The following is a 23,235-nucleotide window of genomic DNA, read 5'->3' as shown; positions in this document are numbered from 1 at the left end:
TCGCACTCAGGCTTGCCCCCGCCATCGGCGACGGGTTCGTAAACTGTGGCCTATGACGGATGCCACGACCTCGCTGCCCCCGATCGCGATCCTCGGAGCCGGTTCCATGGGAGGAGCGATCCTCCGCGGTCTCGTCGCCGCGGGCCTGACCGAGGGCGGGGTGACGGCCACCAACCGCTCCGTCGCCAAGGCCGCCGAGCTCGCCGAGCTCTCCGGGGTGACCAGTGTCGCGCTCGAGGTCAATCCCGCGGGCAACACCGACGCCGCGGCCGCCGCCGACATCGTGCTGGTGGGCGTGAAGCCCGCGATGGTGCCCGACCTGCTCGACGAGATCGCCCCGCACCTGCGACCCGGCGCGATCGTGGTGAGCCTGGCGGCGGGAGTCACCCTCGACACGTTCGCCACTCACCTCGGCGAGGGCGTCTCCACCCTGCGCTCGATGCCGAACACCCCCTCCCTCGTCGGCCAGGGCGTGACGGGGCTCGCCGCCGGGTCCGCGGCGTCCGCCGACGACGTCGCGGTGGTCCGAGCCCTCTTCGAGACCGTGGGTTCGGTGCTCGAAGTCCCCGAGTCGCAGATCGACGCCCTCTCGACCATCTCGGGCTCCGGTCCCGCCTATGTCTTCCTGCTCGTCGAGGAGTTCACCAAGGCCGCCGTGCGGATGGGGTTCGACGACGATCAGGCGCGTCTGCTCGCGGAGCAGACCTTCATCGGAGCGACCGCGCTCATGGCATCCGCAGAGGTGGATCCCGCTGAGCTCCGCCGCCGCGTGACCAGCCCGAAGGGCACCACCGAGCGCGCCGTCGCCGTCTTGCAGGACGCTCGTCTCGACGACACCTTCACCACCGCCGCCGAAGCAGCCCTCGCCCGGGCGAAAGAACTGGCCGCGGGCAACTGACCATGCGCCTGCGGTTCACCGGGACGATCTGGTACTGGCGCGGCCCCGCGCCGTTCCATTTCGTTTCGGTGCCCCCGGCGGAGGCGGCGATGATCGCAGAGGTCGCCACGGTCGTCACCTACGGGTGGGGGATGATCCCCGCGTCCGTCACGATCGGCCGCACCACCGTGACCACCTCGCTCTGGCCGAAGGACGGCGGGTACGTGGTGCCGGTGAAGAAAGCACTGCAGGATGCCGAGGGCCTCGGCGTCGACGACGAGGTCGAGCTGACCCTGGACATCGACGCCTGAGCGCGTCGACTCAGCGGTCGAGCGAGGCGAAGCGCTCGATGTCGGAGTTCGTGCCCGACACGATGATGAGGTCGTGGTTGGTGACGACCGTGTTCGCCTCGGCGTAGCGGAACGGCCTGCCCGGGCTCTTCACCCCGACCACCGTGACGTTGTACTTCGAGCGGACGCCCGACTCGTTCAGACCCACCCCGCGGACGAGCTTGGGCGGGTACATCTTGGCCAGGACGAAGTCGTCGTCGAAGCGTATGAAGTCGAGCATGCGGCCGCTCACGAGGTGGGCGACGCGTTCTCCGGCTTCGGCTTCGGGGTAGATCACGTGGTTCGCACCGACGCGGGCGAGGATCTTGCCGTGCGACTGCGACACGGCCTTGGCCCAGATCTGCGGCACCTTGAGGTCGACGAGGTTGGCCGTGATGAGCACCGACGCCTCGATGAGCGAGCCGACCGCGACGACGGCGACCTGGAAGTCCTGGGCGCCGATCTGGCGCAGGGCGTCGATGTTACGGGCGTCGGCCTGCACGGCGTGCGTGACGCGCTCCGACCACTTCTGGACGAGCTCGAGGTTGCCGTCGACGGCGAGCACCTCGCGGTCGAGGCGGTCCAGTTCACCCGCGCACGCGGCGCCGAAGCGCCCGAGGCCGATCACCAGGACGGGGGCGTCACTGCGGATGCGTTCAACCAACGATGGGCCTTTCCACGGGGAGCGCGTACAGCTGCGACCGGGAGGACGCAGCCACTGCCGCAGCGAGTGTCACTGTACCAATGCGCCCCATGAACATCGTGGCGGCCATCACGTACTTGGCGGCCTCGGGAAGCTCGGCGGTGAGCCCCGTCGACAGGCCCACCGTGGCGAAGGCCGAGACGACGTCGAAGAGCACGTGTTCGATTGGAGCGTCGGTGATCCGGCTGATGGTCACGGTCGAGATCGCGACGATCGTGGCCCCCCACGCGACGACGGAGAGCGCGACGCGCTGCACGTCGCTCGGGATGCGGCGGCCGAACGCCTGCACCGACGGGCGCCCCTTCGCCTCCGAGAACACGGCGAGGGCGAGGACCGCCAGCGTCGTGACCTTGATACCGCCCGCGGTGGAGGCCGAACCGCCGCCGACGAACATGAGCATCGAACCGACGATGAGGGTGGCGCCGTTCAGATCGCCGATGTTGATGACGCTGAATCCGCCCGACCGGGTCATCGCCGAGAGGAAGAAGGCCTGGAACGTGGTGTCCCACGCATCCATGCTGCCGAATGTGAGGGGGTTGTCGTATTCCAACAGCAGAATGACGCCGGCACCGGCGAAGAACAGCACGACCGTGGTGATGATCGTGAGCTTCGCGTGCAGCGACCACAGGCGGAACCGCCAATAGTGGCGCCACAGCGTGAAGATGACCGGGAATCCGATCGAGCCGAGGAAGACCCCGGCCATCAGCACGGTGAGCAGGTAGTAGTCCTGCGCGAAGGGCGTGAGGCCGTCGGCGTTGGGGACGAAGCCGGTGTTCGTGAACGCCATCGCCGCGTAGTACGGCGCCTCCCACAGGGCCACGAGCGGATTGATCCCGCCGATGATGAGCGAGGGGTAGATGAGGACGGTCAAGCCCGCCTCGATGACGAGGGTGGACAGGGCCACCGTCCGCAGCAGCTGGCCGACCTCGCCGAGCCGGACGGTCTGGCCCTCGTTCACCGGCCCGCCGTGGACCCGCAGGGGGTTGCTGTCGCCCGCGGCGATCAGCTTGGCGCGCAGCCCGAGGCGTTTCGAGATGACCAGGCCGAGGATCGAGGCGAGGGTCAGGACACCCAGGGCGCCGACGTTGACGCCGATGTAGGTGATGACGCGCCCCAAGGGCGAGAAGTCGGAGTACATGTTCAGCGTCGACAGGCCCGTCACGCAGATCGTGGACACCGCGGTGAACAGAGCGTCGGCGAAGGCGATGCGTTCGCCCGTCGCAGACGCCGCGGGCAGCGAGAAGAGCGCGGTGAACAGCGCGATGAGCGTGACGAACACGAGCACCGCGAATCGCGCGGGTGAGGCGGTCGTCAGGTTGCGCAGACGATCCCATGCCTCGTAGGCGATGCGACGCAGTCGCACGGCCAGTCGAGCCTCGTTCGGCGTCGCCGCCATGCGCCGCTCCCTTCGGTGCCCGAACCCGAATCATGGTACTCGGGCCGGGGCGCCGCTAATCTGATGCCATGGCGGACATCTTCGACGTGATCGCTGACGGAACGCGTCGCGACATCCTTCAGCTGCTCCTCGACCGGGCGACCGGTGGCGAACGCGGAACGAGCGTGTCGCAGATCGTCGCGGCACTCGGGGTGAGTCAACCCACCGTGTCCAAGCACCTCAAGGTGCTGCGCGAGGCCGAGCTCGTCTCGGTCCGCGAAGAGGGCCAGCACCGCTACTACAGCCTCGCGGTCGCGCCCCTCGACGAGGTCGACGATTGGCTCGTGCCCTTCTTCTCGATCGACGACGACAACGAACCCGCGCTCCCCGAATCCGCGATGCACGCCGCCGAGGTGGTGGGGCGCGCTGCCGCATCGGTGAAGCACTCCTTCTCGACCGCGTTCCGCAAGCTCCCGGGGCGATGACGACGATGGATGCCGCGGATTTCCGGCATCCGTGAATCACATTCGTCACAGTGGGCCCATAGGTTTACAGCCGTCCCGGCCAGACCCTAGAGTGTGCACAGCATCAGGAGGGTGAGTTCACCCGGAACGAGGGGTGAGCGATGGCCGAGCTGCCGGACGTGCGGTTTCTGACGGTCGCCGAGGTCGCAGAGCTCATGCGCGTGTCGAAGATGACAGTCTACCGTCTCGTGCACGCGGGAGAACTGCCGGCGGTGCGCTTCGGACGCAGCTACCGGGTGCCGGAATCGGCGGTCGCCGAAGCCGTGCAACGACCGGTGTCCGACGTCGGCTAGACTGATCCGAGGCTTTTTTCCAACGCCTGCTGTTCCCGGGGGCCGAAATCGGCACCCAGACCCCGACTTAGTGAGGTTTTCCGTGGGTTCTGTCATCAAGAAGCGCCGTAAGCGCATGGCGAAGAAGAAGCACCGCAAGCTGCTTCGCAAGACTCGTCACCAGCGCCGCAACAAGAAGTAAGCGGCCACCACACCGAGCGCCTGTCCGATTCGTGACGGGCGCTTCGTGTATCCGGCGCGACGATCTCGCGCCGCCGAACCGTCTCGACCGTCTTCCTCGGAGGAAAGCATGCAGTCCATCTCGGTCCACGATCTGCACGCGGGGCGCCAGCGTCCCCTGATCGACGTGCGCGAGGAGCACGAGTTCGCCGCGGGACACGTTCCCGGCGCGGTGAACCTGCCGATGTCCACGATCGGCGAGCACCTCGACGAGCTTCCGGGCGAGCCCTTCGACGTCATCTGCCAGGCCGGCGGCCGCTCGGCGAGGGTCGTCGAGGCACTGTCGGCGCGCGGCCACGACGCCACGAACGTCGAGGGCGGCACGGGCGACTGGATCGCCGCGGGATACGACGTCGAGTCCTGATCGGTCCGCGGACACACGCGGCGCACGCCGCGGCCCGTCGTTCCCCCGCCTCCTAGGATGGGGAGGGTGACGACCCTCACGCTGATCGGTAAGCCCGACTGCCACCTCTGCGACGTGGCGGAGCAGATCGTGGAGACCGTCGTCGCCGAGCTCCCCGAGGGTGCCGCTGACCGCGTCACCATCGAACAGGCCTCGATCGCCGACGACGCCGCCCTCTACGAGAAGTGGTGGGAGAAGATCCCGGTCGTCCTCATCGACGGCGAATTGCACGCCCACTGGCGCGTGTCCGCCGACCGACTTCGCGCCGCTCTCCTCGCGGCAGACACCCAAGGAGCCTCCGCGTGAGCATCCGTCACATCGTCCTGTGGAAGCTGTCTGCTGACGACGCCGACACGCGTGCCCTGCACGCCGAGCAGATCGCCGAGCGCCTGCTCGCCCTCGCTCCCGTGATCGACGACATCCAGCACATCGAGGTGGGGCGCAACATCGTCAACCCGCAGTCGAACTGGGACGTCGCTCTGGTCAGCGAGTTCGCCGACGTCGATGCGCTCGAGCGTTACCAGGTGCACCCCGCTCACCAGGAGGCTGCGGCGTTCGTCCGCTCCGTCGTGGCGGAGCGCTCTACGGTCGACTACCCGTTCTGAGTCGGCTGAGCTCCCCGAGCCGTTTTTCATCGCCCGTTTGTGATAACGGTTCTCATTATCGATAAGCTCTCGATCGGTTCACCTGAGCCCCCGACCGAGAAAGCTGTCCATGCCCGCACGCCTCCGTCGTCGACAGACGACTTCCCTGGCCGCCCTGTTGATCGCAGCGGCAACCCTCTCCACCGCCTGCAGCGCCCCGCCCGCTGCGCCGGCCGGCCCCACCGACGGGCGACGAACCCTCGCCGCCACTGCTCCCGGATGGGCATCAGCCGCCCCCGAGGTCGCCCTCGATGCACGCCTGTCGGCCACCGTCCTCCTCGCCGACTCGGCAACCCCCGCGGAGGTGAGCGCGGCGCGCTCGTGGCTCCAGGCCGTCGGGATCGATGTCGTCCGCGACCGCGAGAGCATCCGCGCGCTCTCGGTGACCGGGTCGGCATCGGCGTTCGCGTCGGCGTTCGACACCGCGTTCGGTCAGACGACCGTGGACGGGCGCGCGGCCGTCGCTCCCACCCGTGATCTGTCCGTCCCCCGCGAGGGAAGCGCCATCGAGTCCGTCGCCGGCCTCGTCGACACCGATGCCATGAACCCCAGCGTGGACCCCGCGCCCGTGCGAGGCGACGACTGCGCCGCGTACTGGGGGCAGACGCTCTCGTCGTCATGGCCCTCGTCGGTTCAGGTCGAGCATCGCTCCAACGCCCTGTGCGGGTACGGGCCCACGCAGCTCCGAGCCGTTCACCGACTCCCCGCCGACGCACGCGGCGCAGGCGCGACGGTGGCGATCGTCGGTGTCTTCGACGACGATACGGTCGCCGCCAACACCGACACGTATTTCGCCCGGGAAGGCCTGTCGACGCTGCGCGACGGCCAGTACACCCACCATGCGCCCGCGAATCCCAACGTCACCCGGTGCGGGGGTCCGTCGGCATGGACCGTCGAGCAGCACCTCGACGTGCAGGCGGTGCGCGCGATGGCGCCGGACGCCGACATCGTCTACTGGGGTGCCGATGACTGCCTCGCAGCGACGCTCTATCTGCGCGTCCTCGACGCGGTCGAAGCCCCCACCACCCCGAGTGTGGTGTCACTGTCGTTCGGCGGCCCGGAGGAGCTCGACACCGACGCCGACCGCACTCTCCTGAATCGCGTCCTCGTCGAAGCCGCGTCCCGGGGAGTGTCGGTATTCGCCTCGAGCGGCAACGACGGCGATTACTCCCTCGCCGGCGACCACCACGACGAGACCGACGTGGCGACCCCGGCCTCGAGCCCGTACGTCACCGCGGTGGGCGGAGCCAGCATCGGCCTCGACGCCGACAACGGCATCGCCGTCGAGTCCGGATGGGAGGTGCAGACCCGCTTCGCGCAGAACGGGGGCATCATCCCGCCGGGCTTCCTCTACGGGGCCGGGGGCGGAGAGTCGGCCTTCTACCCGCGCCCCAGCTGGCAGAGCGACCGCATCGCCCACTCCGGATCGGGGCGTCTCGTCCCCGACGTCGCGTCGCTGGCCGACCCCAACACGGGCTTCACCGTGGCCGTTCCGCGCGACGGGGCGGTGTCGTACGAAGCTCACGGGGGGACGAGCCTGGCCACGCCGATGGTAGCGAGCATGGTGGCCATCGCGAAGGCGCGCACGGGGGTGAGAGTCGGCCTCGCCGCGCCCTTCCTCTACCGGCTGTCCGGCTCGAGCGCGATCCGTGACATCGTGCCCGCGTCCGCCGGTACCTGGTACCGCCGCGACAAGGGCACCGGTCAGCTCTGGCTCGAGACCCTCTACCTGTGGGATACGCGTCCGCAGTCCCTCCAATCGGCCACCGGGTGGGACCCGGTGACCGGCGTCGGCATCCCGAACGGCGCGGACTTCCTCGACCGATTCGGAGCAGACCAGTGATCTCGCGTCCGCTTACCCGATTCGTCGCCCTCCTCGCCGGCGCGGTCGTGACGGCCGCCGTCGTCGCCGGGGCCGTCCCCGCGAACGCTGCGGCGACGATCCCCTCGACCTCGGCCTCCGGCATCCAGATGCTCGATGCCGACGGCGGCGAGCTCCAGCAGCCCGCCCCCCTGAGCGAATGGACAAGGGGAGCCACGGTCGAGGACTCTCTCGCTCAGACCGGCGATGTGCTCAAGCTCAACACCACCCGTTCAACGGGTCTGACCGCCCGAGCAGCTTCCGACGGCGCACAGGCGACGATCGAGAGCGGACTGTTTCAGCTGCGTGATCGCGTCCCGATCGCCTTCACCGGGCTCCGCGCCAGCTGCGGGACGGATGGAAGCACGTCGGTGACGTTCGACACCCTGACCGTCGACGGCAAGAACGTCCTGAACGCGGCGAAGCTCTCGGCGGGGTACACCGTCGCTTTACCCACCTCAGACACGTGGGGCTCGACGCGACTCATCGTGGGGGAGCGCGCCGTCGACCGCGGTCGCGCCCAGGTGACGGCCCTGCGGATCGAGGCGGAAGCGGGCTGGTCCGAGATCTGGCGTGTACGTCTCGGCGTCGTCGCCTGTGCTCCGACGGTTCCGGCGTCGCCCGCCCTGGTCTCGGGGGTCACCGTCACGTCGCCGAGCGGTGCTGCCCTCATCCCGGGAGCCCCGCACCTGGATGCCGAGGGGTCGGTCTCCACGCAGACGGTGAGCGGAACCGCTCCCGCGTCGACGGGCTCGGATGTGTCCGTCGCGCATGCGGCGGACGGATCGAGCGCGGTCTCGGTGGGATCGTTCCGTCAGGTGCCGGACACCTCGTCGGTGGGCGAGTACATGTGGTCGGCCCTGCGTGTCTACGGCCTGCGTCTCACCGTGGACGCCGACGGCTCATCACGCGTGACCTTCGCCGACACCGGATCCGCGGTTTTTGTCAACGGCATCTGGATCAACACGGGAACCGACCTCTACACGGGCGTGGATGCCACGGGCGCACCGCGCGTGCGCGTGCACCTGAACGAGCGCGTCGCGCAGAGCGACGGCAGCGTGGTGATCACCGCGCTGCGCTACGAAGACCTCACCGGGGCATACCCCGCGGTCAGCCTCGGGGTCGTGCGGTGGTCTGCCGCGGCGGGTGGATCCACCCCTACGCCCGAGCCGACGAAGACCACCGCGCCGCCGCTGCCCGCGCGATACGCCTTCGCGGTCGACGCCACCGGTCCCTCGGCGATCGCCCCGGCTTTCGTCGCGGCGCCCGGGGAGACGAAGATCGCGCACGTCGCATCCGGCGGCGCCGACGAGCAGACGGTGACCGACGGGTACGCCGGGCAGATCTCCGTCCGCGGCGTCGCGACCGCCAGCTCCGATGCGGCGGCCTCGGTCGGAGTGGACGACCTCGTCCTCTATCCCGGAACGGCGATGGAGGTGTCGCTGCGAAACGTGCGCCTCGAGGTCACGTCGGTCGGGACGACGCTGACCACCGGGGGTGGAACAGTGGCCGGGCAGGCGGTTCCGGCGGGGGCGGTGGCGGCCGGAACCCGCTTCGCCGTCGCGGGGCGCACGGCGGTGATCACGCTGAACACGCAATCGGTCGACGGGCAGGCGCAGACCGCCGTCGCCCTCGAGGTGGATGACCGTCGCGGCCTCGGCGCGTTCGTGCGGGTCGGCGTCGTCACGGCCGACGCTCCGCAGCAGTCGCCGGATCCGGGAGGCGGCACGTCGCCCGCCCCGCAGCCGCAGCCGTCGGGGGGCTCGTCTTCGGAACAGCTCTCCCCCGGTCCGATCGGCAGGGACGACGTGCGCGTCGCCGGCGGGGGCGCAGCATCGACGTCTGGTCCTCTGGCGAGAACCGGCGCAAATGTGTCGGCGCTCCCCGGGCTGATCGGCGCGGGTCTGTTCGCGGCGGTCGGCGGTGCCGTCCTGATCGTCTTCACCCGACGCCGTCGCACACGGCGCGAGTGAGGGGAGGGGCTCCGGGTGCGTCCCGGAGCCCCTGCCCACTCAGTGAATCGGGCGAACCGCGGCCGGCACGATCGCGAGAGCGAGACGCACGGGGTCACGGTCGCCGAGACGCTGCTCGGGCGCATGCTCGACGACGACGCGACTGCCGTCGCTCGTGAGCACCGTCGAACGGCGGACGCTGCCGAGGAAGGTCGACTCCTCGACCACTCCGTCGACGCCGGGGGAGTCGGGTCCGACGAGGAGGACGTTCTCGGGGCGCACGACGACCTCGCAGTGACCGTCGTGCGCGGACTCCGCGAGCGGGAGTTCCTGACCCCACACCTCGACGGTGAGGCCCTCGACGATCCCTGGTACGGCGCTCACCGGTCCGAGGACCTCGGCGACGGCGGTGTCCGCAATCCGGGAGTACACCTCGTCCGGGCAGCCCGCGGCGACGATGCGACCCTGGTCCATGACGACGAGGTGATCGGCGACCGCCGCGGCCTCGGCCGTGTCGCGCGTCGCCCAGAGTGTCGTGACGCCGCGCTCGCGGAGCTCCCGGACGAGTCGGTCTCGCGTCTCGGCGCGAGCCGTCGTGTGAAGGGCCGCGAGGGCGTCGTCGAGGACGAGAGCCCGCGGGTGAGAGGCGAGCGCGCGAGCGAGAGCCCACCGTTGCCGATCGCCGTGCGACAGCCGGTGCACGCTCTTGTCCGCGGTGCCGAGACCCACGAGGTCCAGCAGTCGATCGGTCTCGCCGTCGGGGTCGACGTCGCCGGCGTGCCGCGAGGCCGCGACGATCGCCGCCCGGACGCGTCCGAACCGCGCCACAGGGGTGCGGTCGCGGACCTCCGGAATGCGGGGTGCCGCGGCGCCCGAGCGTCCTTCGACGAGGACGGTGCCGGCATCCGGTCGTTCCGAACCGCTCACCACGCGCAGCAGGGTCGACGCTCCGCAGCCCGACGGGCCGACGAGGGCGACGATGGTGCCCGGAGCCACCTCGAGATCGATGTCGCGGAGGATCGGCACCCCGGCGCGCTCGCGCGTGACGTCGTGGAGGGTGATGGACCAGCCCGCGCGCGGTCGCTCCCCGGCGGGTGGGGGATCCACGGGGATGACGGCGACCATTCGCCCACGGTAGGAAGGACGCATGACGCACGAACGCCCGGGGGGTGAACCCCGGGCGTCGCTCACTCGAACCTTTTACGGGGCGAGGCGGGTGGGACCGCGGAAGAGGAACGTGACCTCGCGGATCGACGACTCGCCGAGCATCAGCATCAGGATGCGCGCGAGCCCCATACCGAAGCCGCCGTGCGGCGGAGCGCCGAAGCGGAAGAAGTCGAGGTAGAAGTCGAGGTGCTCGGGGTCGAGACCCTTCTCTTTGGCCTGTTCGATCAGCACGTCCACGCGGTGCTCGCGCTGCGCACCCGTGGTGATCTCGACGCCGTTGAAGAGCAGGTCGTACGACTTGGTGAGCCCGGTCTCTTCGTCGCGCATGTGGTAGAAAGCGCGGATCTCGGGGTGGTAGTCCGTGATGAAGACGAAGGGGTGGCCGAAGGTCTCGCGCACGTGCGCGGCGATCTGACGCTCGCCCTCGGGGTCGAGGTCGCCGTCGGTACGGGGGATGTCGTACCCGCGGGCGGCGACGATCTCGCGGGCCTCGGCCAGCGGAATGCGCGGGAACGGAATCGCGGGCACCTCGACTTCGACGCCGAAGAGCTCGCGGATCTCGTCGCCGTGCTTGTCGGCGACTGCCTGGAACGCGGTGTGCAGCAGCTCCTCCTGCATGCGCGCCACGTCTTCGTGCGAATCGATCCAGCTGATCTCGGCGTCGATCGAAGTGAACTCGGTGGCGTGACGGCTGGTGAAGGAGGGGTCGGCGCGGAAGGCCGGCGCGATCTCGAAGATCTTGCCGAAGCCGGCGACCTGGGCCATCTGCTTGAAAAACTGCGGGCTCTGCGCGAGGTAGGCCGTCTTGTCCTCGAAGTAAGGCACCTCGAACAGCTCCGCGTTGGACTCCGAGGGGGATGCCATCAGCTTCGGGGAGTGCACCTCGATGTAGTCGCGCTCGACCCAGTAGGTGCGCATGGCGTGCTCGAGCGTGGTCTGCACGCGGAAGATGAGGTTGTTGCGACGCTGGCGAAGGTCGATGAAGCGCCAGTCCATGCGCTTGTCGGGGCTGCTGTCGGCGGCGATGGGGGTCTCGGGGTTGGCCGCGGCCGCGATCTCGAGCTCGCCGACCTTGATCTCGACCCCGCCGAGCTTCACACGCTCGTCGTGCTTGAGCTCGCCGCGCACGGTGAGGAACGTGCCGGTCGCGAGGGCGCCGATCGTCTCGGTGAGGGCGAGGGCGGCGGCATCCTGCTCCGTCTCTTCGGAGGGGCGGGTCGCCGGGTTCACGAGCTGAACGGCGCCGGTCTCGTCGCGGAGGACGACGAACTGCACCTTCTTCTGGTCGCGCACGGTTTCGACCCATCCCGACACCTCGACGGGGCCGGCGGGCAGGGACTTCAGCTGGTTGACCAGGACGCGTTCGCTCACGATCGACCAGTCTACGTGCGTGGTCCGCACCGAACCGGGCGCGAACCTACGATGGGGGCGTGACCTTCTCGATGCCGCCCGAGTCGTTCCGGACCCTGCGGCCGGAACCGACGGCGCGCAGGGCCCGCGGATGGGATGTCGCCCTCACGATCGTGCTGCTGGTCCTGCTCCCCCTGCTGGCGCTCGCCGCGTCCTACGCCGGGGTGCTCCTCGTCTACGCCGCGGACGCGTGCGGGTCGGTCACCTGCGACACGGGACTGATGAACATCGGCTTCTGGACCGCGGTCGTCTCGCCCTGGGTCGTGCTGATCATCGGTGTCGTCATCTCCATCGTGCGTCTCGTTCGTCACCGCCTCGCCTTCTGGGTTCCGCTCGTGACCGTCGTGACGATCGCCGCCGTGTGGTTCGTCGCGGCCGCGCTCGTCGGCGCGGGGGTCTCGGCATCCTGATCCGCTCGGGGGCAACCCCCAGGTAGGGCGCGGGTTCGCAACCTACCCTGAGAGCGGGCGTCCGCACCGGGCGGCCGATCACCGAGCGCGAAGGCACCCGATGACCGACACCACCCTCTCTCTCGCCCCGTTGCGGTCGACCTCCGGCTCCGGGGAGGGACAGTCCTGGCTGACGTCGCTCGCGGACTGGACCGTCTCGCTCATGGAGATCATCGGGCCCGTCGGGGCCGGTGTCGCGATCGCCCTCGAGAACCTCTTCCCCCCGCTTCCCAGCGAGGTCGTTCTGCCGATGGCCGGGCTCACCGCCAGTCGCGGCTCCTTCACCTTGTTCGAGGCGCTGCTGTGGACGACGATCGGCTCCGTCGTCGGCGCTTTCATGCTCTATGGTCTCGGCCGCTGGCTCGGAGCGGCGCGGCTGCGCTCGTTCGCCGCGAAGATGCCGCTGCTGCACCCCGAAGACGTCGACCGGACGGTTGCGTGGTTCGAGCGCCACGGCGGCAAGGCCGTGTTCTTCGGGCGGATGATCCCCATCTTCCGCAGTCTCATCTCGATCCCCGCGGGGGTGTCGAAGATGCCGATGTGGCGCTTCGGTCTGCTCACCGGTGCGGGAAGCCTCATCTGGAACACGATCTTCGTGCTGTCGGGCTTCCTGCTGGGCGAGAACTGGCACATCGTCGAGGAGTACGCGTCGATCCTGCAGTACGTGGTCATCGCCGCGGTCGCGATCGGCCTCGCGTGGTTCCTGTACTCGCGCGTCCGATCGCTGCTCGCCTCCAAGCGCGCCGGCGATCGCGACGACGCTCCCGCCGCTCAGCACGACGCCTGAGCGTCGCTCGGTCGGTTATCTCCACGTCGAGGCAACCGGCATCCGGACTCAGTCAGACCACAGAACCCGCCCGTAGACTGGCGTCGTGCCCGCCGACCGCCTTCATCTCGTGCGCCACGGAGAGGTCCACAACCCCCGTCGCGTGCTCTACGGTCGGCTCCCCGGATTCGGCCTGAGCGTCGACGGTCGCCGTATGGCGCGTCAGGCGGCCGAGCACGTGAAGGGTCTCGATCGTCCGGTCTCGGCCCTGGTGGTCTCGCCCCTGCAGCGCACGCGCGAATCGGCGGAGCCGTTCGTGGAGATGTTCGGCGCCGAGCCGTTCATCGACGACCGCGTCATCGAGCCGACCAACGTCTTCGAGGGTCGGCGCATGAAGCAGGCCCTGGCGAACCCGCTCAACTGGCGTCACCTGAGCCGGCCGGCCGTTCCCAGCTGGGGCGAGCCCTACGAGCGGATCGTCGCCCGCATGACGGCCGCGATGACCGATGCCTGGGACCGCGTCCCCTCGGGCGACGTGGTCGTCGTCTCGCACCAACTCCCCATCTGGGTGACTCACCTCGCCCTGTCCCAGCAACCCACCCGCCACGACCCCCGCAAGCGCCGTTGCGCGCTGTCGAGCGTGACGAGCTTCGAACGGCGAGACGGCGCCGACGGCTCGACGCGCTGGGTCGAGGTGGCGTACGCCGAGCCGGCGAGCACCGCCGGAGCCGTCGATGTAGGAGCCGTCTGATGCGCAGAATCCTCACCGCCGCGGGGTCGATCCTCGCCGCGGCGACCTTGGTCGCCGGGCTGTCGGCCTGCACCGCCGACCCCCTCGCCGACCAGTACCGGGCCGGCGACAACAAGGGCTACATCGCCGCCAACGGGTTCCAGACCGACGAGATCGCCCCCGAGAACCGCAAGGAGCCCGTCGATTTCGCGGGCACCCTCGACAACGGCTCCCCGGTGGCGAGCGCCGACTTCGCGGGCAAGGTGCTCGTCGTGAACTTCTGGTACGCCACGTGCGGCCCGTGCATCATCGAGGCCCCGCGCCTCGAGCAGGCCTACCAGACCTTCCAGGGGCAGGACGTGGCCTTCCTCGGCATCAACACGTACGACCAGCCGGCCACGGCCCTGTCGTTCGCGCGCGACCACGGGGTGTCGTACTCCAGCGCCATGGCGGTCGGGGACGCCCAGCTCAAGCTCGCCTTCACCGGTGCGACGCCGTTGAACGCGACCCCCACGACCCTCGTGCTCGACAAGCAGGGGCGCGTCGCCGCTCGCATCGTCGGCGAGCTGCCCGAGGCGTCGATCCTCGAGTCGATCGTGCGCACGCTGGTCGCGGAGAACGCGTGAACCCGGGCGCCCTCGTCTTCGACGGGGCGCTGTGGATCGCCGTTCCCATCGCCCTGGCCGCCGGCCTCATCTCGTTCCTGTCGCCCTGCGTGCTTCCGCTCGTGCCGGGGTACCTCGGCTACATCGGCGGTGCCGTGGCGCCGCGCGGGGGTTCGGCATCCGCCTCCGGCAAGGGCCGCCTGCTCGGCGGGACCCTGTTGTTCATCGCCGGGTTCACCCTCGTGTTCATGGCGATCAACGTCCTCGGAGGAGCGCTCGGCCGTTTCTTCATCGAGTACGCCGACCTCATTACCCGCGTCATGGGCGTCGTCATCATCATCATGGGACTGGTCTTCATCGGTCTCTTCGGTCTCGCTCAGCGTTCGGTGCGGATGCAGTCGCGGGGCAACCTCGGCCTCATCGGGGCCCCGTTGCTGGGCATCGCCCTCGGCATCGGGTGGACGCCGTGCATCGGCCCCACGCTGACCGCGATCATCTCGGTGTCCTACAACCTGGGCGACCCGGGCCGGGCCGCGCTCCTGGGCCTGGCGTACTCGCTGGGTCTCGGCATCCCGTTCCTGCTCCTCGCCCTCGGCTTCGGGTGGGCGACAAAGTCCGTCGCGTTCGTGCGCACGCACATCCGCGTCGTGAACCTCATCGGAGGAGCGCTTCTGATCGTGCTCGGCCTGCTGATGGTGACCGGGTTCTGGGGCCAGTGGATGTCGACCCTGCAGGGGGTGATCGGCAATGTCCAGCTCCCGCTCTGATCGTTCCGACCGAGGTAACACCGTGACCGACCCGCTGCGCCCCTCCGACCACGCCGACTCCACGGCGGACGACATCACGCAGCCGCGCCTCGGGGTGGTCGGCTGGTTGCGATGGGGCTGGCGGCAGCTGACCAGCATGCGCACCGCGCTGGTGCTCCTGCTGCTCCTCGCGATCGCCGCCGTCCCCGGCTCGCTCGTGCCCCAGCGCACCGCCGACCCCAACGGCGTCACGCAGTACTTCACCGACAACCCCGACCTCGCGCCGGTCCTCGACAAGCTCAGCCTGTTCGACGTCTACAGCTCGCCGTGGTTCTCGGCCATCTACCTCCTGCTGTTCATCTCGCTCATCGGGTGCGTCCTCCCGCGGACCAAGCACCACTGGAAGGCCCTGCGCTCGCAGCCCCCGCGCACGCCCGCGCGGCTGTCGCGGCTGGACGACCACCGCACCCGCACCATCGAGGTGGACGGCGATGCGGATGCCGTGGCCGCCGCGGCCGTCGAGAGCGCCGCCGCCCAACTGCGCAAGAGCGGTTACCGCGTCGCGCGCTACGACTCGCGCGGCGCCTTCTCGGTCTCGGCGGAGCGCGGCTACCTCCGCGAGACCGGCAATCTGCTCTTCCACGGTGCGCTCGTCGGCGTGCTGATCGCCGTCGGCGTCGGTGGCGGCTTCACCTACACCGGCCAGCGGGTCCTCGTCGAAGGACAGGCCTTCAGCAACAGCCTGCTCGACTACTCGTCGTTCAACCCCGGCCGCTTCGTGGGCGGCGACACCCTCACGCCGTACTCGATGACCCTCGACACCTTCGACGTCACGTACGTGCCGCCGGGACAACCCGGCTCGGGGCAGGCCGGTAACTTCGTCGCGCACGTGACCACCCAGGCCCCGGGCGCCGACCCGCAGGACGGCGAGGTGCGGGTGAACCACCCCCTCGACGTCCAGGGCGACCGCGTCTACCTTCTCGGCAACGGCTACGCCCCGACCGTGACGATCCGCGATGCCCAGGGCAACGAGGTGTTCCACGACTCGGTCGCCTTCCTGCCGCAGGATGCCAACATGACCTCGCTCGGCGTCATCAAGGTCGCCGACGGGCTGCCGCAGCAGCTCGGGCTCCTCGGCTTCTTCTACCCGACGATGGACGTGCTCGACTCGGGCGCCCTCACCTCCACCTACGGCGCTCTCGAGTACCCCACGCTCACCCTTCGCGTGTACGAGGGCGACCTCGGCATCGACGACGGAACCCCGCGCTCGGTGTACACGCTCGATCCCTCGGGCATGACCCAGATCGCCGGCGGCGACAGCGGCACCCCGGCTCTGCAGTTGATGCCCGGTCAGACCGAGAACCTGCCGAACGGTCTCGGCACGATCACCTTCGAGAACGAGGCCCCGGCCGGTGCCGTCGGCTACGAGCAGTCCGTCAAGCGTTTCGCCTCGCTGTCGATCCACCGCGACCTCGCCGGCCCCTGGGTGCTGGGCTTCGCCCTCCTCGCCCTGTTCGGTCTGCTCGCCGCGCTCTTCGTCCCCCGTCGCCGCATGTGGGTCAAGGCGACGCCGCGCACCGGCGCCGTCGAGATCGAGTACGCAGGCCTCGCCCGAGGCGAGGATCCGACCCTCGCGGCGGCCGTCGACCAGCTCGTCGACAAGCACAGCGCGACCCTTCCCACCCAGAGCCACCCCGACACCGGAAAAGTAGACTGACACCATGCCCGGAACCGACCCGCTTCTCCTCGACGAGATCTCCCTCCTCCTGGTGTGGACGGCGGTCGCCATCTACGTGCTGGCGTTCTTCGCCTACGCCATCGACCTCGCGCGACGCTCCGACCTCGCCCTGAAGGCGAAGGACGAGGTCGTCGCGCGCGAGCTCGTCACCGCGGGCGGCGGGGGAGTGATCGGCGGATCCGCAGGGTCGTCGGCATCCGGAACCGCTTCCGCCCAGCCGCGTTACCTCTGGGCCCGCCTCGGCACGGTGCTCACCGCGCTGGGCTTCGTGTTCCACCTGGTCGCCACGGTCCTGCGCGGCGTCGCCGCGGGGCGCGTGCCCTGGTCGAACATGTACGAGTTCGCGCTGACCGGTCTGCTGCTGATCATCGCGGTCTACCTCGTCGTGCTGACGCGTTTCGATCTGCGCTTCCTCGGCTCTCTGATGACCGGCCTGGCCGTGCTGCTGCTCGGCGGGGCCACGCTCGCCTTCCACGTCGAGGTCGTGCCGCTCGCCGACCCGCTGAAGTCGGTGTGGCTGGTCGTGCACGTGTTCGTCGCGAGCCTGGCAACGGCGTTGTTCGCCCTGGCCTTCGGTTTGTCGGTCGTTCAGCTCATCCAGACGCGCCGCGAGCGCAAGCTCGCCGAGGCTCCCGCGGACGCCGCGACCACGCGGAGCTTCCTCCGTACGGTTCCGAACGCCGACGCGCTCGAGTCGCTCGCCTACCGCTTCGCGATCGTCGGGTTCATCTTCTGGACCTTCACCCTCATCGCCGGTTCCATCTGGGCGAACGACGCGTGGGGCCGCTTCTGGGGCTTCGACACCAAGGAAGTCTGGACCTTCGTCATCTGGGTGCTCTACGCCGGATACATCCACGCCCGCGCGACCCGCGGCTGGCGCGGCACCCGCTCGGCGTGGTTGTCGATCATCGGCTTCACCGCGGTGCTGTTCAACTTCACGATCGTCAACGTCTTCTTCAAGGGGCTGCACGCCTACAGCGGCTTGACCACCTGACAGAGGCCGCAGAGGAGGGTCCGTTCGGCGTGAGCCGGGCGGGCCCTTTCCTGTTGTGGGGGTCGGGATGCCGGGGCGTGGGCGGCGGGTGACCGGCGTCGTGGGGGTCGCCGCGGGGCGTGGGCTTCGGTGCTCGGTGGCGAGCGGACGCCGCGGGGCGCGGGCGGATACGTCATGCGCGCGGGGTCGTTGCGGGGTGGGACGTGCGCAACGGCGGGGCTCTTCGCGAAACGCCGGGTGCTGCGGTCGTGCTCGTGGCGTGTCGCCAAAAGCGCCCGCCGTTGTGCGCGGGTGGGAGGAGGGCGACGGGATGCCGCGTGCTCGGGGCCCGAGGAGACGTCACGGACCGGCGCGCCTCCGTTCCCTGACACGGGACGTGGACGTGCGCGACCGGGCTCGGGCGGGCGAGAGCGCCCGGGCGCGAAGGCCGCCGCGCGGCTCCGCGCCCGGGCGCGGGAGTCAGGCGGCGATCGCCGCGGCGCGGGCCGAGACGGTCCGGCGACGCACCACGACCAGCGTCGTCACGAGGATCGACAGCACCGCCCACACCACGAGGCCCGCGGCTCCCGCACCCACTCCGCCGGCCGCGGACAGAGCGCCGAGCATCGCCGAATAGGCGGGCGAGGTCGGAAGCAGCGACGCGAAGGCCGCGAGGACCGGCGGCACCGTCGAGACGATGCTCGTCGCGAGCGCGAGGGCCCCGATGATCGCGGAGACCCATCGTCCGGCGCCCCCGAGGAGCGCGACGAGCGCCTGGTTCACGGCGGCGAAGGCGACCCCGGCGAGAAGGCAGATCATCGCGAACACGGCCCAGTCGCCCCAGGCGTAGTCGGATGCCACCTGCACCACGCTCGCGACCAGCAGTCCCTGCACGGCGCCGACGATCGCCGCCGGCGCGAAGCCGCGCAGGGCGACGAGGCCCGAGGGGCGGCGGCTGGTCAGCGAGCGGGCCGACACGGCCTGGAACACGACGAACGAGGCGAGGGCGCCGAACCACAGCACCGCCATGGCCAGCAGCGGGACTGCGGCGCCGCCGAAGAGCGAGTCGGTGCCGCCCGTCGCCGAGACGGGGTCTGCGACGACGTCGGCGAGGTTCGTGGCCTGGGCATCGGTGTAGGTGGGGAGCTTCGACACCGCGGTGTCCAGGCCATCGGCGAGGGAGGTGGTGCCGGTCGCGACCTGGCTGACGCCGTCCGCGAGCTGGCCGGCTCCGGTCTCGGCGCCGGAAGCTCCGGATGCCACCTGCTCGGCGCCCGAGGCGAGAGCCGAGGCGCCCGTGCCGAACTGCCGCGCGCCGTCGGCGAGCTTCGTGGCTCCGCCGGCGATGCCGTCCATGCCGCCGGCGATGGTGGTGATGCCCTTCGCCGCGTCGTACCCGCCGTCGGCGAGCTTCTGGTTCGCCTCGGCGATGGCGCTGACCCCGGCCGGCAGCTTGGTGGCCTCGGCCGAGAGGCCGCCGATCTGCGTCACGGTCTCTTTCGCCTTCGGCAGGGCCGCGTTGGCGTTGTCGGATGCCGTGCGCAGAGCGGCGCACTGCTCGGGCGTGCCGGTGCACTCGTCGGCGGCCTTCTGCAGGGCGGCTGCAGCGTCGGTCAGTGCGGTGTTGATCTGCGGTGCCGCGTCGGACAGCTGTTGTGCGTCCTGGGCGAAGTTCGGTGGGATCTGCGCGGCGAGGGCGTTGATCTGCTTCGCCAGTTCGGCGTTGCCGTCGGCGAGCTTGGTGACGCCGGCCGCCGCCGAGCGGGTTCCGCCGGCGAGTGCTCCCGCGCCACTCGAGAGCTGGTCGGCGCCGCTGGCGAGCGGACCGGCGCCGGCGGCGAGCGTCGACGCGCCGTCGGCCAGGGCCGTGGCTCCGGACGAGAGCTGCCCGAGGCCGTCGCGCAGCCCGGCCGCTCCGGTGGACGCCTGCGATGCCCCGTCGGCGAGCTGGTGAGCCCCGCTCGCGGCGCTGCCGAGCTGGTCGCTCAGGGTCGTGAAACCGAGGAAGACGTTCTTCAGGTACTGCGACGACAGGGTGCTGCCGTAGACCTGGGAGGCGGTGGATGCCAGTGCCCCGGTGATCGCGCCGTCGACGACGCGGGCGTTGGGCGCCGTCTGCACACCGATCGTCGCCTTCTCGGGGGTCTCGCCCGGTCGGGTCGAGAGCGAGGCTGCGGTGAAGTTCTCGGGGATCGTCACGACCGCGGTGTAGGTGCCGTCCTTGAGACCGGCGGCGGCGTCCTCGTCGTTGGAGATGACCCAGTCGATGTTGCTCGGCTGGTCGTCGGCGCCTTTCACGAGGCCGCCGGTGAGCTGTCGCCCGAGGGGGACGAGCTGGCCGTTGAGCTCCACGGCCTTGTCGTCGTTCACGATCGCGGCGGTGATGTTCTCGAGTCGATCGGTGGGCTTGTAGAGCGCACCGACCAGGATGCCGCCGATCACCGCCGGGAGCAGGAGGACGCCGACGAGCGTGAGCCAGGTGACAGGGCGGCGCGAGCGGGAGCGCTCGACGGGGAGAGTCATGCGAACACCTCGGAGAGATCGGCGAAGGTTTCGGGTTCGGGACGATGCCGGCGCGGGGTCGGCAGCGAGAGGGACGACACGTCCTGACGTTGAGCGTCGGCCAGCAGGGCCAGCGCGCGGCGTTCGTCGCGGGCGGACACGATCAGGGTGAACGGCGACGAGTCATCGTCGCTGCGCTCGCGCGCCTCGGTGGCGGCCCGGCGGAGCACCTGGGCCACGTCGTCGCTGGTGTCGTCGTCGAGGCGGTCGATGTCCGACACGATCACGACCCGGGTGCCGCGCGATGCGGCGCGGGCGACGTCGGCGGCGGCCTCGGCAGGGTCGTCGAGGAGGGCGACGCCGACACGGGCGCGCACCGCTCCGGCGCGCTCGGGGACGAGCAGCCCGTCCACGCGCAGGCGCCCCTCGATCTGCGACAGGCGGCCCGACAGGGCGAGCAGCAGGGTGCGCGTCGTGCGGGTCTCGCCGGTCACGAGCAGCGTCCCCCCGTACCCGAGGCGCAGTGACACCTCCGAGAACACGGGCTCCTCGGCATCCGAGGCTCCCACCGTGCGCAGATCGTCGGCGGCGATCGCGACCCCGGACTCGGCCGGCCAGTCGGCGAGGCGCACCTCGCGTTCGACGGCCTCGCCCTCGACGTCGAGCTTGGGCAGGATCCGGTCGAGCCAGCGCGGCATCCACCAGGCCTTCGCGCCCAGCAGCGCGAGGATCGCGGGCACCAGGGTCATGCGCACGAGGAACGCGTCGACCGCGACGCCGACGGCCAGTCCCAGCGCGATGGGCTTGAGGCTCGAGTCGCCCTCGGGCACGAACGCGACGAAGACCGCGAACATGATGACGGCGGCGGCGACGACAACGCGGGCGGATGCCGAGAAGCCGCTGCGGACGGCGCCGAGCGCCACCTCGCGGGGCGTGCGACCCTCGCGTTCGGCGTGCACGAAGTCTTCGCGCATGCGCGAGACGAGGAACACCTGGTAGTCCATGGCGAGGCCGAAGAGCACGCCCATCACGACGATGGGCATGAAGCTGATGATGGGGCCGACCTTGGCCACGTGCAGGGCGTCGGCGAACCAGCCCCACTCGAACACCGCGGCGACGACGCCGAACGAGGCCGCGACCGACAGCAGGTACCCGCCGGCGGCGGTCAGCGGCACCCAGATCGAGCGGAACACGATCATCAGCAGCACGAGCGAGAGGCCCACCACGAACAGGCCGAACGGCAGCAGGGCGGCGCCGAGCTGGTCGGAGATGTCGATCGTGACGGCGGTGTAGCCGGTGACGAGCAGATGCACGCCGAACTGGTCGTAGAGGCGGGGCTCGGCCGCGCGGAGCTCGCGCACGAGGTCGGCGGTGCGCGGGTCGTCGGGCGCGGTCTCGGGCACGATCTGCACGATGCCGGTGTCGGCGGTGGCGTTCGGCGTCGCGAGGGCGACCTTCGCGACCCCCGGGATCTTCGCGATCTCGTCGCCGATGCTCGTCATGAGGTTCAGCGGGTCGTTCGAGGTGACGATCGTGCCCGTCATGATGAGGGGTCCGTTGGCGCCGGGGCCGAAGTACTCGTCGGTCAGCTCGTAGGCGACGCGCGCCTCGTCGCCCGGGGGGAGTTGCCCGGCGTTCGGAAGGGTGAGCGCGAGGGACGCGGCCGGGATCGCGGTGACGCCCAGCAGGCCGATCACGGCGACGGAGGTGATGACCGGATGCCGGGTGACCAGACCGACCCAGCGCTTGGCGGGCCCGTTGCGCTGGGCGCGGACGGCCGCGGTGGAGGCGCGGCGCACGCTTTCGGCGGCAGCTTCTTTCGCGGCCGCGGCGTCGTCTTCGGCGGTGGCCGTGCGGGAGCGCTTCTTCTGCTTCTTGTATCCCCAGCCGACGACGCGGTGCCCCGCGAATCCCAGGAACGCCGGGGTGAGCGTGAGCCCCACGCAGACCGCGATCGCCACGGCGACGGAGGCGGCGATGCCCATGGTCGTCAGGAACGGGATGCCGGCGAAGCTCAGGCCGATGAGGGCGATGAGCACCGTGATGCCGGCGAACACGACCGCGGATCCAGCGGTACCGACAGCGCGGGCGGTCGATTCCTCGGGGTCCATTCCCGCGCGCGTCTGGTCTTGATGTCGCGACACGATGAAGAGGGCGTAGTCGATGCCGACCGCCAGGCCCAGCATCACCGCCAGCAGGGGAGTGGTCGACGACACGGTCGCGAAGCCCGTCGCGATGAAGATGAGCCCGATCGAGAGGGCGACGCCGAGGATCGCGGTGGCCAGCGGCATCCCGGCCACGAGGAACGAACGGAACGTCACCATGAGCACGAGCGCGGCGATGAGGACGCCGAGCGCCTCGGTGAGCGAGGCGCCGGGGATCTCGGTGGCGAAGAGCTGTCCGCCCAGGATCGCCTGGGATCCGGAGGGCAGCGCGGTGCTGAGCGCCGTGGTGGCGTCGCGGAGGGCGTCCTTGGTGTCGGCGGGCACCGCCGTCGACTCCCCGGCGAACTGGATGCGCACGATCGCCGCGCGCCCGTCGTCGGAGATGCCGCCGGACACGCGGGTGTCGTAGGGGTCGGTGACGGCCTCGACGAAGTCGAGCGTGCCGATGTCGCCGGTCGTCTTCTGGATGGCGTCCTGGTAGCTCTGGTCGTGAACGCTCGACCCGTCCGCGGAGACGACGATGATCTCGGCGCTCGCTCCACTCACCTGGGGGAAGGTGCGCCCGAGCATCTCGAGGCCGGCCTGCGACTCGGTGCCCGGGATCGAGAAGGTGTTGTCCGTCCCCTTCGCGAACACCGCGACTCCGCCGCCGGCGATCACGAGGATGAGGAGCCAGCCGGTCAGAACGCGCCAGGGGTGGCGGAACGACCAGCGACCCAGGGTGTAGAGGAATGTCGACACGGCTGCTCCCACGATCGGTGAACGAGTCGATACATCACCGTATCGGATACATCAATGTATCGT

Annotated in this window: 23 protein-coding genes; 17 read left to right on the top strand and 6 right to left on the bottom strand. The window is 70.2% G+C overall.

Annotation, left to right across the window (positions count from 1 at the left end; all coding sequences use genetic code 11):
- The first annotated feature begins 52 nt into the window (after positions 1-52).
- Entirely contained in the window at positions 53-898 is an 846-nt protein-coding gene (gene proC / locus AB6V31_RS14355; protein ID WP_369366435.1) for a pyrroline-5-carboxylate reductase, read from the top strand.
- Positions 899-900: 2 nt separating this feature from the next.
- Positions 901-1,188: a DUF1905 domain-containing protein gene (locus tag AB6V31_RS14350; protein ID WP_369366434.1), complete on the top strand. Its 288-nt coding sequence runs from the start codon at positions 901-903 to the stop codon at positions 1,186-1,188.
- 10 nt (positions 1,189-1,198) lie between these two features.
- Here the strand turns inward: AB6V31_RS14350 and AB6V31_RS14345 are convergent, their stop codons facing one another.
- Positions 1,199-1,870 (bottom strand): TrkA family potassium uptake protein, encoded by a 672-nt coding sequence (locus AB6V31_RS14345; protein ID WP_056224009.1) that lies wholly within the window; start codon positions 1,868-1,870, stop codon positions 1,199-1,201.
- Positions 1,863-3,305 carry a TrkH family potassium uptake protein gene (locus AB6V31_RS14340; protein WP_056224007.1) on the bottom strand — a complete coding sequence of 481 codons (1,443 nt, stop codon included), beginning with the start codon at positions 3,303-3,305 and terminating at the stop codon, positions 1,863-1,865. Before AB6V31_RS14340 ends, AB6V31_RS14345 begins: the two co-directional genes overlap by 8 nt.
- Positions 3,306-3,373: 68 nt before the next feature.
- Here AB6V31_RS14340 and AB6V31_RS14335 point away from each other — a divergent pair, with 68 nt between their 5' ends.
- The 8 genes from AB6V31_RS14335 (at position 3,374) to AB6V31_RS14300 (ending at position 9,201) form a co-directional block, all read left to right on the top strand.
- A complete protein-coding gene (locus AB6V31_RS14335; protein ID WP_056224005.1) occupies positions 3,374-3,769 on the top strand; it encodes a helix-turn-helix transcriptional regulator in 396 nt (131 codons plus the stop codon).
- Positions 3,770-3,909: 140 nt separating this feature from the next.
- Positions 3,910-4,101: a helix-turn-helix domain-containing protein gene (locus tag AB6V31_RS14330; RefSeq protein ID WP_056224003.1), complete on the top strand. Its 192-nt coding sequence runs from the start codon at positions 3,910-3,912 to the stop codon at positions 4,099-4,101.
- Between the two features lie 82 nt (positions 4,102-4,183).
- Positions 4,184-4,282 carry an AURKAIP1/COX24 domain-containing protein gene (locus AB6V31_RS14325; RefSeq protein WP_003792170.1) on the top strand — a complete coding sequence of 33 codons (99 nt, stop codon included), beginning with the start codon at positions 4,184-4,186 and terminating at the stop codon, positions 4,280-4,282.
- Between the two features lie 108 nt (positions 4,283-4,390).
- Positions 4,391-4,684: a rhodanese-like domain-containing protein gene (locus AB6V31_RS14320; protein WP_056224001.1), complete on the top strand. Its 294-nt coding sequence runs from the start codon at positions 4,391-4,393 to the stop codon at positions 4,682-4,684.
- Between the two features lie 66 nt (positions 4,685-4,750).
- Positions 4,751-5,029 carry a glutaredoxin family protein gene (locus AB6V31_RS14315; RefSeq protein ID WP_081349772.1) on the top strand — a complete coding sequence of 93 codons (279 nt, stop codon included), beginning with the start codon at positions 4,751-4,753 and terminating at the stop codon, positions 5,027-5,029.
- Positions 5,026-5,328 (top strand): Dabb family protein, encoded by a 303-nt coding sequence (locus AB6V31_RS14310; RefSeq protein WP_369366431.1) that lies wholly within the window; start codon positions 5,026-5,028, stop codon positions 5,326-5,328. The genes AB6V31_RS14315 and AB6V31_RS14310 overlap by 4 nt, the downstream gene beginning before the upstream one ends.
- A 109-nt stretch (positions 5,329-5,437) precedes the next feature.
- Positions 5,438-7,210 (top strand): S8 family serine peptidase, encoded by a 1,773-nt coding sequence (locus tag AB6V31_RS14305; RefSeq protein WP_369366430.1) that lies wholly within the window; start codon positions 5,438-5,440, stop codon positions 7,208-7,210.
- Entirely contained in the window at positions 7,207-9,201 is a 1,995-nt protein-coding gene (locus AB6V31_RS14300) for a hypothetical protein (protein WP_369366428.1), read from the top strand. Before AB6V31_RS14305 ends, AB6V31_RS14300 begins: the two co-directional genes overlap by 4 nt.
- 39 nt (positions 9,202-9,240) lie before the next feature.
- Here AB6V31_RS14300 and AB6V31_RS14295 read toward each other — a convergent pair whose 3' ends face one another.
- Together AB6V31_RS14295 and aspS are read right to left on the bottom strand one after the other, a co-directional pair.
- Positions 9,241-10,305 (bottom strand): ABC transporter ATP-binding protein, encoded by a 1,065-nt coding sequence (locus AB6V31_RS14295; protein WP_369366426.1) that lies wholly within the window; start codon positions 10,303-10,305, stop codon positions 9,241-9,243.
- Between the two features lie 75 nt (positions 10,306-10,380).
- Positions 10,381-11,718 carry an aspartate--tRNA(Asn) ligase gene (gene aspS, locus AB6V31_RS14290; protein WP_056224215.1) on the bottom strand — a complete coding sequence of 446 codons (1,338 nt, stop codon included), beginning with the start codon at positions 11,716-11,718 and terminating at the stop codon, positions 10,381-10,383.
- Between the two features lie 59 nt (positions 11,719-11,777).
- On the opposite strand from aspS, the gene AB6V31_RS14285 reads away from it, so the two are divergent.
- The 7 genes from AB6V31_RS14285 (at position 11,778) to ccsB (ending at position 17,785) form a co-directional block, all read left to right on the top strand.
- Positions 11,778-12,167, top strand: coding sequence for a DUF6264 family protein (locus AB6V31_RS14285; protein WP_369366422.1), 390 nt, complete (start codon positions 11,778-11,780; stop codon positions 12,165-12,167).
- A 100-nt stretch (positions 12,168-12,267) separates the two neighbouring features.
- Positions 12,268-12,993: a DedA family protein gene (locus AB6V31_RS14280; protein ID WP_056223991.1), complete on the top strand. Its 726-nt coding sequence runs from the start codon at positions 12,268-12,270 to the stop codon at positions 12,991-12,993.
- 85 nt (positions 12,994-13,078) lie between these two features.
- Positions 13,079-13,723, top strand: a complete 645-nt coding sequence (locus tag AB6V31_RS14275; protein ID WP_144785985.1) for a histidine phosphatase family protein — start codon at positions 13,079-13,081, stop codon at positions 13,721-13,723.
- On the top strand, positions 13,723-14,328 hold the full coding sequence (locus AB6V31_RS14270; protein WP_369366421.1) for a TlpA family protein disulfide reductase: 606 nt from the start codon (positions 13,723-13,725) through the stop codon (positions 14,326-14,328). The genes AB6V31_RS14275 and AB6V31_RS14270 overlap by 1 nt, the downstream gene beginning before the upstream one ends.
- Positions 14,325-15,074, top strand: a complete 750-nt coding sequence (locus AB6V31_RS14265) for a cytochrome c biogenesis CcdA family protein (RefSeq protein ID WP_056223985.1) — start codon at positions 14,325-14,327, stop codon at positions 15,072-15,074. The genes AB6V31_RS14270 and AB6V31_RS14265 overlap by 4 nt, the downstream gene beginning before the upstream one ends.
- The gene (locus AB6V31_RS14260) at positions 15,055-16,770 is read left to right on the top strand and encodes a cytochrome c biogenesis protein ResB (protein WP_056223983.1); all 1,716 of its coding nucleotides are present in this window, start codon (positions 15,055-15,057) and stop codon (positions 16,768-16,770) included. Before AB6V31_RS14265 ends, AB6V31_RS14260 begins: the two co-directional genes overlap by 20 nt.
- A 4-nt stretch (positions 16,771-16,774) precedes the next feature.
- Positions 16,775-17,785, top strand: a complete 1,011-nt coding sequence (gene ccsB, locus AB6V31_RS14255; protein ID WP_056223981.1) for a c-type cytochrome biogenesis protein CcsB — start codon at positions 16,775-16,777, stop codon at positions 17,783-17,785.
- Positions 17,786-18,244: 459 nt separating this feature from the next.
- Here the strand turns inward: ccsB and AB6V31_RS14250 are convergent, their stop codons facing one another.
- Together AB6V31_RS14250 and AB6V31_RS14245 are read right to left on the bottom strand one after the other, a co-directional pair.
- Entirely contained in the window at positions 18,245-20,287 is a 2,043-nt protein-coding gene (locus AB6V31_RS14250; protein WP_369366417.1) for a YhgE/Pip family protein, read from the bottom strand.
- A complete protein-coding gene (locus AB6V31_RS14245; protein ID WP_369366415.1) occupies positions 20,284-23,172 on the bottom strand; it encodes an MMPL family transporter in 2,889 nt (962 codons plus the stop codon). Before AB6V31_RS14245 ends, AB6V31_RS14250 begins: the two co-directional genes overlap by 4 nt.
- Positions 23,173-23,235 lie beyond the last annotated feature (63 nt).

It is taken from the genome of Microbacterium sp. 16-032 (assembly GCF_041079455.1).
Taxonomy (GTDB): Bacteria; Actinomycetota; Actinomycetes; order Actinomycetales; family Microbacteriaceae; genus Microbacterium; species Microbacterium testaceum_A.
Note: the sequence above shows the minus strand (reverse complement) of the source record. Positions and strands in the feature narration are given on the sequence as shown.